At 53.2% G+C, this 15,333-nt stretch carries 7 protein-coding genes; all 7 read right to left on the bottom strand.

Annotated elements, in window-relative coordinates:
* Positions 1-24: 24 nt before the first annotated feature.
* Positions 25-3,345 carry a family 78 glycoside hydrolase catalytic domain gene (locus VFU50_21215; protein HEU5235391.1) on the bottom strand — a complete coding sequence of 1,107 codons (3,321 nt, stop codon included), beginning with the start codon at positions 3,343-3,345 and terminating at the stop codon, positions 25-27.
* Between the two features lie 67 nt (positions 3,346-3,412).
* A complete protein-coding gene (locus VFU50_21210; GenBank protein ID HEU5235390.1) occupies positions 3,413-6,892 on the bottom strand; it encodes a glycosyl hydrolase in 3,480 nt (1,159 codons plus the stop codon).
* 62 nt (positions 6,893-6,954) lie between these two features.
* Positions 6,955-7,332, bottom strand: a complete 378-nt coding sequence (locus VFU50_21205; GenBank protein HEU5235389.1) for a hypothetical protein — start codon at positions 7,330-7,332, stop codon at positions 6,955-6,957.
* A 26-nt stretch (positions 7,333-7,358) separates the two neighbouring features.
* The gene (locus VFU50_21200) at positions 7,359-8,795 is read right to left on the bottom strand and encodes a glycosyl hydrolase family 39 (GenBank protein ID HEU5235388.1); all 1,437 of its coding nucleotides are present in this window, start codon (positions 8,793-8,795) and stop codon (positions 7,359-7,361) included.
* A 150-nt stretch (positions 8,796-8,945) separates the two neighbouring features.
* Positions 8,946-10,136: a tetratricopeptide repeat protein gene (locus VFU50_21195; protein HEU5235387.1), complete on the bottom strand. Its 1,191-nt coding sequence runs from the start codon at positions 10,134-10,136 to the stop codon at positions 8,946-8,948.
* A gap of 126 nt (positions 10,137-10,262) precedes the next feature.
* Positions 10,263-13,859, bottom strand: coding sequence for a carboxypeptidase-like regulatory domain-containing protein (locus VFU50_21190; GenBank protein ID HEU5235386.1), 3,597 nt, complete (start codon positions 13,857-13,859; stop codon positions 10,263-10,265).
* A 152-nt stretch (positions 13,860-14,011) separates the two neighbouring features.
* Positions 14,012-15,118 carry a substrate-binding domain-containing protein gene (locus VFU50_21185; GenBank protein HEU5235385.1) on the bottom strand — a complete coding sequence of 369 codons (1,107 nt, stop codon included), beginning with the start codon at positions 15,116-15,118 and terminating at the stop codon, positions 14,012-14,014.
* Between the last annotated feature and the right edge of the window lie 215 nt (positions 15,119-15,333).

Below are 15,333 nucleotides of genomic sequence, written 5' to 3'. Positions count from 1 at the left end.
TTCCTCCCCACTTCTTACGTCCTTTTATTCAATCGTGAACGAATACGTTCCCGCCTGAAGTTCATAAGGCGTTCCTTCGATGTCCAGCCGGAGCGCTTTCGGACTGCGCGTCAATGGCCGTCCGTCAATTGAGTAGGAATCCGCCATTTCCGCCGCGACTGCCAACTGAGCTTTGCTATTTGGAGGAATGGTGATCTTCCACGAAACGGTCTTTCCAGAGCGCGACCATGTTGAACGAATCTTCCCATATGGGGAATCGTAGCTGAAATCGAGATCCTGCAATCGTGGATCGAACGTCGGGTGCAGCACAATGGTATGGAAACCAGGATCGGAAGGAGTAGTGTCGATTCCAGCAGCGTAGCGGTAGATCCATTCGGCCACTGCTCCATATGCGTAGTGATTGTAGGAGTTCATGCTGGGATCACCGCGCATTTCATCTCCGTTCCACCGTTCCCACATCGTGGTCGCGCCGTGTTCGACAAGGTATCCCCACGATGGGTACTCCGTGTTCAGCAGCAGGCGGTAAGCGACATCGACATGGCCCGTGTCGGCCAATACTTCAAGGAGATAAGGTGTGCCGAGAAATCCAGTATTCAAGCGCCATCCATTCGCTTGAATTTTATCTACAAGCCTCTTCGCCGCTACTGCCCGGAGTTCTTGAGGTAGGAGATTCATGTGCAAGGCAAGCACATAGCTGGTTTGAGTGTCGACCGGCTCATCGCTCAACTTCCTTGCCGTCCCCGAGGCAAAAACCGGCGGCGGTGCAACGCCGCCCACGAATCCGTCTGGACGAACGTAGGCTTTGTTAAACGCTTCTTTGATCTTGTCGAACAGAGCGCCGTATTTCTGTTCATTTTCACTCTTGCCTAACGCGTGCGCCATCTCTCGCATGAGCGTTACGTCGTAAGCCCAGTAGACCGTCGCAATCAGATCTTCGGGAGTAGGACCTTCCGGCGAAAGCCAGTCACCGAATGCGATGCCATAGTTTTTCTTCCAAAGGAAATCGGGATTGTCGGCCTGAATGGCATCAAGGTATTTCTCCATGCCTTCCCAGTTCTGTTCAATGGTTCGCTTGCTGCCGTATTGAATCCATCCTGTCCACGGAATGATTACTCCGGCATCGCTCCAACCTGTGCCGTACCCCGAATTCGGCGTGAGTGTTCCGGGAGCGAAGATGCCATACATGGGAGTTCCGATTTGCGTTCCATGCAGATCGGCGGAATACTTTTTGGAAAACTCCGTCAGATCCATGTTGTAGGAGGCAGTCCGCCAAAACACTTGTGCGTCGGCTGACCATCCAAGACGTTCGTCTCGCTGCGGGCAGTCGGTTGGCACTCCGACGAAGTTTGAGCGCTGACCCCACAGGATGTTGCTCCATAGTTTGTTGAGCATGTCGCTGCTGGTTCGGAGCTCAGCGGTGAAGGGCGCATCGGTGTGGATTACGACAGCTTGAAGTGCATTCAGTCCGGGCTTGATTGGCAACCCGCTGATTTCGGCATATCGGAATCCGTGGAACGTAAATCGCGGTTGGTATTCTTCGATTCCGTTGCCCCTCAAGATGAACTGATCGGTTGCTTTTGCTGTCCGTAAATTCTCTACATACAAAGTACCGTCAGGATTCAAGACTTCGGCAAATCGAAGCTGAACGTCGGTGCCTGCCGGCCCTTGCACGCGAAGATGAGGAATGCCGGAGAGATTTTGCCCAAAGTCAAAGACATACACCCCCGGTTTGGGACTACTAAGAGATTTGGCAGAGACCGTTCTCTCCACGCGAATGGGTTGGAAATATTGCCAAACAATCTGAGGTTCTTTCGGAGTAATAAACTGAACAGGATGCCAGCGCGAGTCGGCGAATGATGCAGTGTCCCATCCCGCTTGTGCTCGCCGCGCGTCGTAAGTTTCGCCATCGTAAATCTCCGCAAATGTGATGGGCGAAATGTCAGCCTTCCACGTGCCGTCAGTACTCACCCAATCGATGGTGCCGTCACTGTATTCGATTCCGAGTTGAGCCTTCAGAGCCTCAGGAGTGCTGCCGTAGTTGTACCCTTGCCTGTACCACTGCAGCGGGGTGGTATACCAGCCGGGCGCCAGGTACGCTGCGATTGCGTTCTGTCCGGATTTCAATTGAGCAGTCACGTCGTAAGTCTGATAGGGCACGTGCTCTCTGAAATCCATCCAGCCGGGAGCAAGAATCTGGTCGCCAATGCGTGCACCGTTTAAGTGAATTTCATAGGCGCCCAACGCCGTCACATAGAGTCGCGCGGAGCGGATGGGCTTTTGCGCCGAGAAGGAATGCCGCAAATATTTTACTGGTTCCGTCGGCCACGGGTGACCGAGATCGCCGGTGTCAAAAGCACTTTGCGGTGGAGCATAGGGCACAGCCTGAGCCCAGGAGCTGTCATCGAAATCCGAAATAAACCAGTTGCCGCTTGCGTTGAGCGTTGCTTTCCATCCGGCATCGCCGGTTTTGAAAGTGTGGAAAGTGCCATCGCTTAATTGGACGCAAATTGTTGCGCTCATTGGCGCTCGACTGCTATTTGCATTCGGCGGCTGGTTGTTCCTGGCATAGTGAATTACATCGATGGCCAGAAGATTGTTGCCGCTGTGCAGCGCTGAGCTGATATCGACTTTCGTGTAGGTCTTCCAGGGAGCCTGGTTCCACGGCGGCAACGGTTTTGCTTCGAGAACTGCTTTGCCGTTGATCCAAGCTGCTGCAGTGTCTTCACCAGTTACAAAGAGATCTGCATGGCGAAACTTTGCGGGAACGTCGGCTAAGAACCGGAAGTTATGATGCGTGTCGCCCGATGCCTTGGCGTCATCGCTTCCAGGATTGCTGATCCAGGAAGCATTTGCTTGTCGCAGTGCTTGATGTTCAGGCTCTTCGTATCCGATCCACTTCGCGCGCCAATTGCCTGCGTCGAAGAGGCCGGTCTCCCACCAGCTCACATCACTCGCCGGATATAGTTTTCCATCTATATCCCACACTTTGACTCTCCAGAAGTAACGTTTAGTGGCTTGCAGTACTGGACCTGCGTATTGCACATTGACAGATTGATCAGATGCGATGCGTCCGCTGTCCCAAATGTCTGCTTTGTCCACTCCCAACCTTGAACTCTGACTGGCAACCTGAATCTCGTACGCAGTTTGTTTTGCGCCAAGACGGTTATCCTGCAACTGCCAGGAGAGTAAGGGTTGCATATCATCGACGCCTAATGGTGTGACCAGCGAGTCACATCGCAATTGTGTAGGCTTACCCGTTGTCGCAGCCGCGATGGTCGAGATCGCAAGAAAGAAGATGTTGAAAGCAAATCGAAGAGTAGCCCTACAATCGTATTTTGAAGTCAAGCGGTGCGGCTCCTTATTCGTCTACTCTTCTGCTAATGGATCAAAGCAAGTCTAAGCCAGGACGCGCTCAGCGGACGTCATCGCGGACCACGGTCACGGGTCCTATCAAACCTGACGGCAACAACGGCGAGCTCGCCTTGTAAGGTTTTATATCGGCAAAGGTAATCGTAGTTGCCCCCGGCTGCTCATCGCCGATTAAGCGATTCACCCATGCATTCACGACCTTGATGGTGATTGTGTTGGTACCCGGCTTAAGGGCTGAGGTTACATCCAGACGATAAGGAGCATGCCATGTCTCACCCACATCCTTGCCATTCACACTGACTACTGCCAGATTCTTGACATCGCCTAGATCGATCCACAACCGAGAACCTTTCTTGAACCAGTCTGGCGAAGCTTGAATAGTTTTTATGTAAGTACCTATGCCCGAGAAGTACTTGACTCCTGGATTCGGATTTTGACGCCAATCCGATAGGTCATTCATTGTGATGGACTGTGGTGCGCCGCGACCCGACTGGAAATTGATTGTCCACGGACCATCCACCGTGGCCAGCTTGGTTTCGCTGTCTTCCGCGATCTCATGTGAGGTTTGAGTCGTGGGTTTGCGGAAGACGACGAAGACGGTGCCCCATGGTTCCAGATGCAGCGGTACGCTGGTACGGCCATCCGCGATTTTGAACGATACGGGTTCGGTGCTGCCCGTCTCAGCGCGCCATAACTCTGGCTGTTTTCCCGAGACGCGGAAGGTCGCATCGATCACCGCGGCATGATCGCTGCGGTTATCGACAAAATAGATGTCGCCCGTCTTGAGCCTGCGATGCGCGAATTCCACATCGGAACTATCACCCTGCTTTGAATAATCGAAATCGGGCTTCAGCTTTAGAGCGGCGAAAACATCTTCAAGGCTTTGACCGGCGTAGACGGTACCTTTGCCGATCTTGTGAACGCCCGTGCCATCGCCGAACAGCTGCGACGCCAGTTGCTGAAATTCGGCTGGATCGTCGGCAAGACTGGGATCATCAGTGGGCTTCGGCCCAGCAACAACTGCACCGTTTTCCACGAGCGCATGGATCGCTCGTAGAACCGGTAGGGACATGTGTTGGCTATAAGGATCGAGTCCGAGGACCTTATATTGCATGCCGCTCTTAGTGACAATTTGACCATCAGCAACGCTCAACTCGTGTATCAATGCGTCAGCATTGATGTAATCGAAGCCATAGCCTGCTGGAATCTCTGGACCTTTCTGCTCAAAAATGGCGGTCAGATTCGAGTCTTCTCCATAGAAGTACACGAGGTCGGCGCCAAAATGCCCTTGCTGAAGCATGTAACTCGAGCGCGCCAGATAGTCGACCCACGGTCCTGCTTGTTCCGCCCAAGTCTCATTGCGGTTGAACCATTGCCCAAAGGGCCCAAGGGTAAGTCCGGGAGCTTTTCCGACAAGAGGTTGATGTGCGGACTCATGAATGACGAAACGATTGATTCCGTTCAAAAGCTCCTGGTCCGCCGTAGGCTTCAACGTCGCAGGGGACCACGCCCACGGAGCTGCTGCTGCAGTGAGTGATTCCGCTGCGGCGATGTTCTGGCCGTAAAGATGGGCGACCGATGCGGATTCGCGATCATCGGCGTTATAGCCATATTGCGGCTTATTGACACCTGGCCTTTGCGTCCACATCGCGCTCATTGGCACTTCGTTCATCTTCTTTACTTCCATACCATCCGCGACGAACGCCCGCCCAGATTCGTGTGACTCTCCATAGTGCCGCATGCCGCGCTCGTGAAGAGTTTCTTCTAACTGGCCGTAATGTTCCGTAGCGATAAGATCGGCGATGGTTTTGCGGAAATCCCAGAGGAAACGGTCGCTTTGCTCTGCGCTCTCAACTACTCTACCGGTGAGCACTGGAAGCCACGGAGTTGGATCGTAACCGCGCAGCTTTTTGAACTGAGCCAACATATTGTCTGTCCAATTTTGAGATCCGGCCTCCCAGCTGTCGTTGATCACGAACTGGATGCCTTTCTTCCCCATCTCGTCCGCGCCGACCGTCTCTTTGTAGCTGTCGAGATATTTCTCGAAGTAGTCCTTCACGAATCGGCGATCGAGTTTGTCTACTTCAAGGCCGGTGGCCTCCGGCGTAGCAGGATGATTCGTGATTCCCTGCAGGGAATATCCGATGCGCAGAATCAGCCACTTGCCTTCGGGCGGCGTCCAGTCCAGGCTGCCGTCGGGACGCATCTTCGAGGTGAGATCTATAACATCGGATTTCTTAATTGCGACTGACGGATCTACCTGCGGAGTTCCGTATTGGTAAAGATCGTTGACTGGTACAAACGCTGCTTTCTCCTCGAAGTGGTTCACTCGCGGATCGGAATGGAGAATCAGTTCTGCGACTTCGAACGAGGTCGGTGGGGCCGGGGCGCTAACGCCGAATGAAGCAGGATCGACTCCCTCGGCCCATGCAGGTCTCGGAGGCGGAAGCGTTCGTTTAAACGTGACGCGAAAGTATTTCGCTTTGACGGGCGCAAACGAAACTGTGTGTTCAGGCGCTCTGCCCCCTTCCAGCGTAACCACTTTGCGGAAAGTCTGACCATCGTCGCTGGCTTCGAGCGTCTTTTCCGGAGCAGCCATTCCATAGAGCAATGCCTCAACAAAGCCTGGATCTTTGGTCACGTAAGTCACCGCTCGAACGGTGTGCGGCGACGGATATTGGAATTGAATCCAGGACACCGATCCTGATTCGGGAATCGGTACATTTGTGGTCTTCTCCAGATCCCCATCGCTTAACATCGCCGGATCAAGTCCCGAGCCGCTGGACGTGATCTTGGGCTGTGCTGCATCTTCATCCGATTCGGTCGAGGGGACTCGAAACGCTATCACCGTCGCGTCCGCATAATATTCAGGGAGGCTCGGTGCAGGCCGGCCGAACTGTTCGCGAACTCCCATGTTCTGAAAAGCGCCAGTCTTAGTGGGAGGATGAGCAAGTTTGCCTGAGAAAGGCTTGCCGCCGTCTACCAGGGTTTCGCTCCACACATACTTTTTCATTCCATGAGCTGCTGGTACCCACGGGCCTCCGCTTTCACTCCACCCAGGCGAACCAGCAATCGCCATCTCCATGCCGAACTGGTCTCCTACCTGGATCGCGTACTTGAACGCGTCTTTCCATTCCGGAGTCATGTACGGCAATCGCTTTTCGACAACTTGCGGCGTTTGCAGTGCCGCGTCGAAGTTTTGGTAGCCGGCGATGCCCACGCGATGCATCCACTCGAGATCGAGCTTGATGCCTTCTTTGGTGATGTTGCCGTTCATCCAGTGCCACCACACTCGCGGTCTGGCGGACGCTGGCGGATGCTGAAATCCGGCTTTCAGTTGATCCTGGCCACCTTGAGCTTGCGCGAAGGTGAGCGCGCTGAAACACAGCAGCCCAAACACCAGAACCATTCCGTTAAGACGAACGGCACGGCTTCTATGCAATGAGAACACTCGAATACCCTCAGGCGTGAAATTGTTCAGCGTATCGATGCAGCCACAATTGGGTACGAAAAAGCGCAGCAACTCTATTCCTGCAGAGCTTTTGAGTCAATAGCGATTTTATTTCTGTATTGAAATACAGCTAACTAGCAGACTTGTGCGAACTCGATGTTCAACACGTGCGAGAGCTTTTTCAGCTTCGCCGCGATGTGGCCCACTCTAATCGCGCAATGATGCGCAGGGGCCGTATGCATTCCATTCCGTGATGAATCTGCGCGCCCCAATCGCGAATCATTATCGACAATCTCGCAGCGGAACTGATGTCCTGCCGACAGTGCCTTTTCAGGATTGTCAATTAATCCGAGATTGACGACCTGAACGCCTGGGCGCTGCAGGCGTTCAGCGACCGATTGAGTGTAGCCGCACAAACGGTCCTTGAGTCCGGGAAACTGTGACAAGTAAGTTTCCAGTCCAATACCGAAGAGCACAACCTTGAGTTCCCGGTTGTCCTGAAGCTGCTCCATAGAAATAGCAAGTTCGCCGTGCGTGATTATTCCGCCGTCAAGATCGTGACTGCAAACGGAGCTAGTTTTAATTCGGTACCATCGACGTTCGCATTGCGTGGTTCTTCATCTCCGGTATCCTCGTCCACGGCTGACGAGTGCGCGTGTTGCCACTCCGTAGGTAATTCCACAACCGCTTCCCGATTCGTTTTGTTGACAACCAAAACTTTCTTTCCGTGTGGCGTGACAAACCCTTGCAACAGAATTCCGTGAGAGCCAGAGGAGCTGTCCTTGGTTGTGACCAACTTGTCGCCAGGATGAAAATTGTCCTTGATGAGCTTCAAGACCCAATACCGGGCATTGGGTTTACCGTTGTTGTAGTCGATCATCGAGACGCTGGGAAATTGGGAAGGATATCCCACCAGCTGCGACTCTCCGATTACATCGACTCCCATTTTGGACAACTCTACAAACAGATACGCGTAGAGCGCCGCCGCCGCATTCCAGTAGCGGTGGGGGATTTTGTCCGGCAAAGCTTTGGAGGCGCGTATCTCTTCTGAGTCGCTGGGAAGAATCACTCCTAGCTCATCAGTATCGATCTTCACCTTCGGCGTTAAGCGATCGCGTATGGCCAAGATGAAACGCGTCGTCGCCAGAAAGCCCTCGGCTTGATCGAAGAAGGAATGCTGCCACTCATCAAGCCCTTCGTCGACCGCAGGCGAAGCATAGAAGTGAAAAGAGATGTAATCGATCGGAATACCGGGCTTGTGGTTTCTAGGATTCAGGAAATATTCGTAGTATTTGGGATTGCCTCCTGCTTTTGCCAACGCCAGACCGATGAACTTGGTTTGCGGGCTGACCTTCCGAATGCCGTCGACGATCGCGTCATAGCGCTCCGTGTATTGCTCCGGGGTTGTGCTGTGCTCAAAATCAACCTCGTTCAACACTTCCCAATATGGAAATGAATAGTGATACCCCGACGTGCGTTTCTTGCCGTTCTCGTCGGTAAAGCCGCCATTTGTGTACCAACTCACGATCCGGCCAAAGTAGTCACCTAGTTCTTTTCCTGAGGGATCTCTCAGTTCAGTTCCTTGCGTGTAATTCCAGAACACCTGGTTGGGGTCCTCGGGATATTTCACTGGCTGATCGGTCTTGAACATCCACGCAGGAATCGTGCTGAAATTGATGATCGTTCTGTGCCCTTCGGTGGCGTTCAGGAAATCCTTAGTTACTGGATCGATGTAGGTGAAATCCCACGATGTCTGATTCGGCCTCGGAGGCTCGAGCTCTGCGACCGCGATCTTTGGATATGGCAGCCAGGGGACGTACCTTACATAATCGGCACCCAATGACTTCAAAGCGCTCAAAGCCCCATCGTGAATGGGTGAGCCCTGATTCAGCATTGGATTGGTGACCACCTGCAAAGTGGGAGTCGACTGTGATACCCGCAGCTTCTTGCTCCAGTTAATGTCCTGCAAGCTCACGGTGGGTTCCTTTGTCGATTGAGCCGAAGCGATGAGAACTGCGAGCAGCAACCAAGCACCTGTAGCTAATACTGATCGACTATTCACAATTCCTTCCTACTACGCTGTCTTTCTGTGAGCTCCGCGTTTATTTCGATCTGATCGACTCGATCAGTTGTCCTGCGGACCGAGCTCTTGCTTGGTAACTTCGCTTTGCGAAAAAATTTGGACAGTACTTGCTTGTTCGTTCTGTTTTTTTGCGCGAAGGCGTTGGAATTCCGCAATTGCTTTCTGCTGCTGAGCGATGTTTCCTAGTGCTCTCTGGACTTGACTCAATCGATACCAGGCGACCTCATCGTCAGAATTCAGTGCGATCGCCGCCTGCACGTGTGGCAAGGCAGGTTGAGGTTTCTGCTCTGCCAATAAACTTGCGGCTAAACCCAGATGCGCCTCTTCGAATCCTGGATAGTATTTGAGCGCTTGCTCAAAAAACTTCGCAGCCTCAGAAAAATTGCCGGCATTACGTTTTATTTCTGCGATCTCATAAGCTGCATTTGCGTTGCCGGGATCGACTTTCAATTCTTGCTGAAATTCATCCAGGGCTCTAGCAGCGTCGTCCGTTGAAGAGTTGATCCGGGAGCGTGCCAGCAAAGTTCGGCCGAGCCGGAAATGGGTGCCAGGGTGCTGAGGGTCCCGCGCGAGTACTTCGCGGAATTCTGTTATCGCGAGATCATTCATTCCCTGACTTTCGTAGGCCTCCGCCGCGGCTTCGTGTTTCCAAATGGAATCCGGTGCCACTTGCACCAGCTTCTGCATGGTCAAAAAAGCGAAATTCCCGAAGATCCTTCCATTGTGATAGAGGACCTCGGCATCATTGGGATAAAGACGGTTTAGCTCCAAGGCAACTTCAACAGCTTTACTGTCACGCTTCAACGCGGTGTATGCGCGTTCCAGCTGCAGTCCACACATCCGTTTCATCTCGGGATCGGATGAATGAAAGCCTTTTTCAAGTCCCGGGAGGGCCCCAGAGTATTCGCCGCTCTCGGATAGCGACATGGCTAAAACGGCAGCGGACTTTGAGAGGCTCGGTTTCAATTGCAAGGCCTGACGTAATTCCTTAATGGCGGCCTGAAACATTCTTTCTTCGAAATAGATCAATCCGAGATTGGCATGAATTTCCGCAACTGTAGGATTGAGCTCTGCAAGCTTCTCGAAGGATTTCTGAGCGTCAGAGTACCTGCCCGCAGCCAACTCCTGCTGGGCTTGCTTGTATTGCTGCTCTAAAGAACTGGATTGCTGAGCCAAACAGAAGCACGCCAGAAGAGAGAAGCAAAGAGACATTCCACCGATCTGTTTAAGCAACCGATTCACAACCAAACTCCTGCGCAGGCCGAACAGCTAAAGTCATTTCGATCCTCTACTGATCTGCCTGCATACGAGAAAGCCGCCGGACCCCCATCCGGCGGCTTTTAACGCAACTGCAAGTCATCAGAACGTCAATTTGCCACCCAGTTGTATGATCCGTCCGGGACGAGCAGAAAGCACTTTACCAAATGTTCCTCGGCTAATATCTGCGATGTTACCGTCAACTGCACTCTGTCCTGGACCGCCTGCCGCTTGAGTGGTTGGATCGATTCCGTACTGCGTATGGTTGAACGTGTTGAAAGTTTCTACACGGAACTGGAAACCTACTCTTTCAGTGAAACGGAAAGTCTTATCCAAACCCACGTCCCAGTTATTGATGCCAGGCTGAATAAGGAAATTACGTCCGGAATTCCCATACACCCCGAAAGCCGGTTGTGCGAAAGCAGCGGTGTTGAACCACTGGCTAATGCTCTTGTTTGCAACACCAGGATTGCCGACCAGGTTCGCGCGCATACCGAAACTCTGATAGGCGCCTGGGTCCGGAGCTGTGATTGAGAATGGGAAGCCCGATTGAAACGTAGTGATCGCACTTACCTGCCACCCGCCGATCGCCAAGTCAGCTGCCCTGTTCATACTGCCTGCGAAGCGCTTCCCGCGTCCGACAGGCAAGTTATACACAACACTATTTACAAACCGGTTCTTCACGTAAAAGTCGGAAGGTCCGTAATCGAGCCGCGGATTGAGGTCGTCCATGTGACCTGCAAATCCAGATCCTGCGGACCCGATGCCGGCAGCAGCAGACTTATCGTCCATACTCTTTGCCCAGGTATAAACCGTAAGCAGAGCAAGGTCAGAGGCGCGGTGTTCCAGTTTGATATTAGCCGCGTTGTAGTTCGAATATCCGCTCCACGAACTGTTGAGTGGGCCAGGAATGGCAAAGTTCGGCAGCGGACGGTCAAGCCGGTACGGGCATTGATTGGCGTTGTAGGTGGCCAGAGTACCGGGAAGTCCAGCAAAGGCCGCCTGGCATGTTGCAAGTCGAGTTCCCGTAATTTGGGCTGGCGTGTTGAGATTGATGCGATCCAACAGATGGTGACCCTGATTACCTACGTAGTTGACTTCGAGCGTCGTATTGCGCGCGAGTTCGCGTTGAACCGATAACGTGTACTGCTCGACGTAAGGATTCTTCGGATGATCGGAGATGATCACAGCCACGAATTGGCTCTCAAGCGCTGCAGGAGTAACTGTGCCACTTAGAGCTGGGAAGAGTTGATCGGTCAGTTTAGGAGCCACGTTCACCGGTTGCGCCGTTGGATTCAGCGAAGTGCGCTCGACGAATGGATAAAGATCGCCGGAATCATCAATCTCCCGGCTCTCGAACGAGTCATAGTACATACCCCACCCGCCGCGGACTACAGTCTTTTGTCCACCGAAGGGACGCCAGGCAAACCCTAGCCTGGGTGCAAAGGGAGTTTTCGAGCCATCTGCCGGATTGCGACGACCGCAGTAACGGTAGAACGTCTGACCGGCAGGGAGAACTCCAGAGCTTGAAAGTGCCTGGTCCGCGAAGCACAAGCCACCTCCGGTAAAGCCTGCAGCCCCCGGCAGGTTCTGGTCGTCAATCCAGAACATCTTGTTGTTCTCTTCATAAGGGACATTGCGGTAGTCCCAGCGCAGTCCGAGATTCAAAGTGAGGTTTGCGTTTACTTTCCAGTCATCCTGGACATATGGGGCAAGGTACATGAAATGGTATTGGTTCAGGTTACCGGCCACATTGGCGTTGCTGAAAGGACCGGGTTGAAAAGTGGCTGCAGCGCTGTAATACCCAAGTAGAAAATCGGCAACGGAATTGCCGGTTCCGCAGAAGCCCGAAGGAGTAGCGCAACCATTGTTGTTGTTGAGGATCAGGTTATTCGCGTAGGTATAACCGCCCAGAAAATTCGTTGAAAGATCCCTCTTTTGCACGAACCGCCGGAAGTCAAGCCCAAATCCGAACGTATGCTTGCCGCGGTTCATCGTCATCGAGTCTGCGTATTCCCAAGTTGGGATATCGCTGGTCGTCGGGTTGTTGTTCGGACTGCCGAAAGTTCCCAGTGGCGTCGGGAAGGTGAGGGTCGGGAATCCACGAGCGTAGCTCGGCAAGTTCTGGAAGACTCCACTCACGCCCAGCGCTGAGATGGCGCTGCTCGATGCCGGCGGCGCTCCCTGAATCGCCTTTGCCTCGAGAAAGCCGAAGCGGAAATTGTTCAGGATGCGGGGACCGAGAGAGATGGTATGCGACACCGTCCAGCTAGTTGTATCTTCCGTAAACTGATTGATACTGAAGCCAGGCGAAAGGTTCTGCGGATTTTGGAATGCAATATTTGCCTTCGTGTACCGGAAGAACGCATGACCGAAGCGCCGCAAATCCTGATCGACCTTGTAGGTCTGCTGATTGCTGTCATTCGGCAGGCTGGGAAAAATTTGATAGTTGCCTCCTGCGCAAGAGCTTGGATTCGCTACACACGATGGAGTCGGCGCCGGAAACATCTTGTTAGTCAGCGCTACCTGAGCGAGTCGTGAAAATCGCGATGACGGAATGACGTTTCCAGGAAACGGATTGCCCGTCTGCGGATCGCCTGGCGCGCACGGGCGGCTTGGAGTCGCCGTGAGCGCGAGCTGGCATGGCGATCCGGGTACGAGGCTGAACGGCGGCAGATTACTTGCCGAAAAGTCCCCGCTCACCTCTGCAGGCGTCGGAATAGTCCCGCCGACTCTATACCCATTGCGAATGCGTCCACCTTCATAGTTGACGAGGAAGAACGTCTTATTGCGGCCGTCATAAAGCTTCGGGATCATGACCGGGCCACCGAGCACAAACCCAAATTGATTTTGCCGCAATTTCAATTTCGTGGGTGTTTGGAACGGAGTCGGAGTAAGCGCGTCAAAGGCGTCGTTCCTGGCAAATTCGAAAGCTGTCCCGTGAAGTTGGTTAGTTCCACTCTTGCTGACGATATTTACCTGATTGGCGCTGTACCCGTATTCGGCGGAGTATGTTTCGCTGGCAATTTTGAATTCCTGGATTGCGTCCTGCGAGAGGATAAGAGCCGGCGTACCGAGAGCCTGGTCCGTATTCGTCAAGCCATCAAGCGTGTAGTTGTTCGACTCCGGGCGGCCGCCGTTGATGCTGATCGCGTTGCCTTCTCCCTGACGCATTTGGCCCTGTTCGCCGACGGTCTGCACCGCTCCTGCGCTGATGAAGAGCAGATTGAGAAAGTTTCGGCCGTTCAGAGGTAATTGATCTACCTGCTTTTGCGTAATCACCTGCGCAACTGCCGAACTGTCGGTATCGAGTGCTACAGCGTTAGCCTGGACTTCCACGGTCTCGCTCACTGCGCCAGGCTTGAGTGCCACATTCACACGAGCCTGCTGCCCGACTACTAATGCGACCTTGTCCGCGACGGCTTTCTGGAACCCATTCGCTTCGACCGTAACCTGGTAAGTACCGGGCTGAAGGTACGGAACTGTAAAGTCGCCTGACGACGTTGTTATTGTGTGGTTCGTCGCGCCAGTGGCGACGTTCACAATTGTCACCGTCGCGCCCGGTACAACTGCTCCGGTGCTGTCAGTGACCTCACCCAAAATGGTTCCTAACGCACCTCCCTGCGCAAAACCTACGCTCGCACAAGCGATCACCATCAGCAGGCAGGCAAACAAATGAGTGGCTCTCTCGGTACTCATTCAAACCTCCAGTGCATCTCGGCAGCGAAGTAGAAACTTGGGTGGGCACTTTAGACAGTTCAGAATTCCATTGTCAAGGAAAATATGAATTTATTTCCCTATTGAAATTGAGGGAAGAGCAAGAACAAATGCGGCGCGACTTTTCTATGAAATCAGCGTGCGGCTCGAGAACGTTTCGTCAGCGATGACGCGGCGATCAGTTTGTGCTCAACGTAGTTGTAAGGAGGAACAGTTTGACCGTTCAACAGCGACAGACCTATGTGAACAAGTCGCGGTCCGTAGGAAGAAGCTTCGTGAGAAACAGAACCAATGAAAGGCGTACCCGGCATCGTCATTTGTTCGAGAGCCTCTTCGATACAGTCTTGGCCCACGATCGCCACATGATTTTCGCGTCGAAGTTCTCGCACTGCTTTTAAGGCTCCCAGAGCACTGGTGTCAGTTGCCGCTGCAATGAGTATTCCGCGGTCGCTCGAATGTTTGCGAAGGAAATCACGCACCAAACGATAGCTCTTGTCGGCCAGGCCCTCACCGTTGAACGAGAGAAATGCTTCCTCTGCGAGTTGGGGAAGCTTTGATCGAATTCCAGCGAAGGCGCCAGTGACGCGGCTTTGCACCAGTGGACCTGCCTCGCTGATGCCCAGTCCAATCACCCATTTGACGTTGCCACCCCAAGCGGATTTTGCATGCTGCGCAAGGAATTCACCAGCCTCAAGTCCTACGCGATAGTTGTCCACTCCAAAGAACGTGGCGTGAGGATGAGGAATATCGACGGCTATGAGCGGGATGCCGGCGCCATGCACCTTATCGGCGATCATAGGCGCAACGTGCTCGTCAATCTGGAACTCGATCACCAGATCCACGCGTTGTCGCACGAACTCGTCTGCATTCTCCAGTGCGGTAGTGGCATCGTAGCGATTGTCCAACACAAGCAAATCGACTCCCGCCGAGGTAGCAGCCGTCTTAAGGCTTTTAGTGACATCGACAGAAAACGGCATCTCCGATGACTCGCTGCCAAAACCAAAACGGATCTTTCGTGGACGCGAGACGATGCGATACAAACCATCTTGCGTCTGCGCCAAATATCCGCGATGAACGAGCGTCTTGAGTATTCGATAAACGGTCGTCTTCGAGATATTCGTCCGTTCGTAAATTGCCTCAAGAGTTTGCGGACGATTGTCAGATTGCAAGAGCTCAAGGATGTCGAGTGCCTTGGAGAGAACGGGAATCAGGTAGAGCCGTTTGGGAGCCGTCTTTGGCAATCGCCTTCTGCCTCAGTCTTCTAAACTCGGGGAAGTTGCAGTATACAGTCCTCGTTTCATTTCATTTGACATACAGTTCGCGTATTGACACAGACTTGCACGGCTTCACGCAATCCGAAAGAGAGCAAAATAGCGACACCAATGGCGCTCAGTGTGAAGGTTGCGCGTTTCATGCTTGTGTAATGCGAACTTTACCCCACCGATAGCGGAAGATC

It is taken from the genome of Terriglobales bacterium, assembly GCA_035764005.1.
Taxonomy (GTDB): domain Bacteria; phylum Acidobacteriota; class Terriglobia; order Terriglobales; family Acidobacteriaceae; genus Gp1-AA112.
Note: the sequence above shows the minus strand (reverse complement) of the source record. Positions and strands in the feature narration are given on the sequence as shown.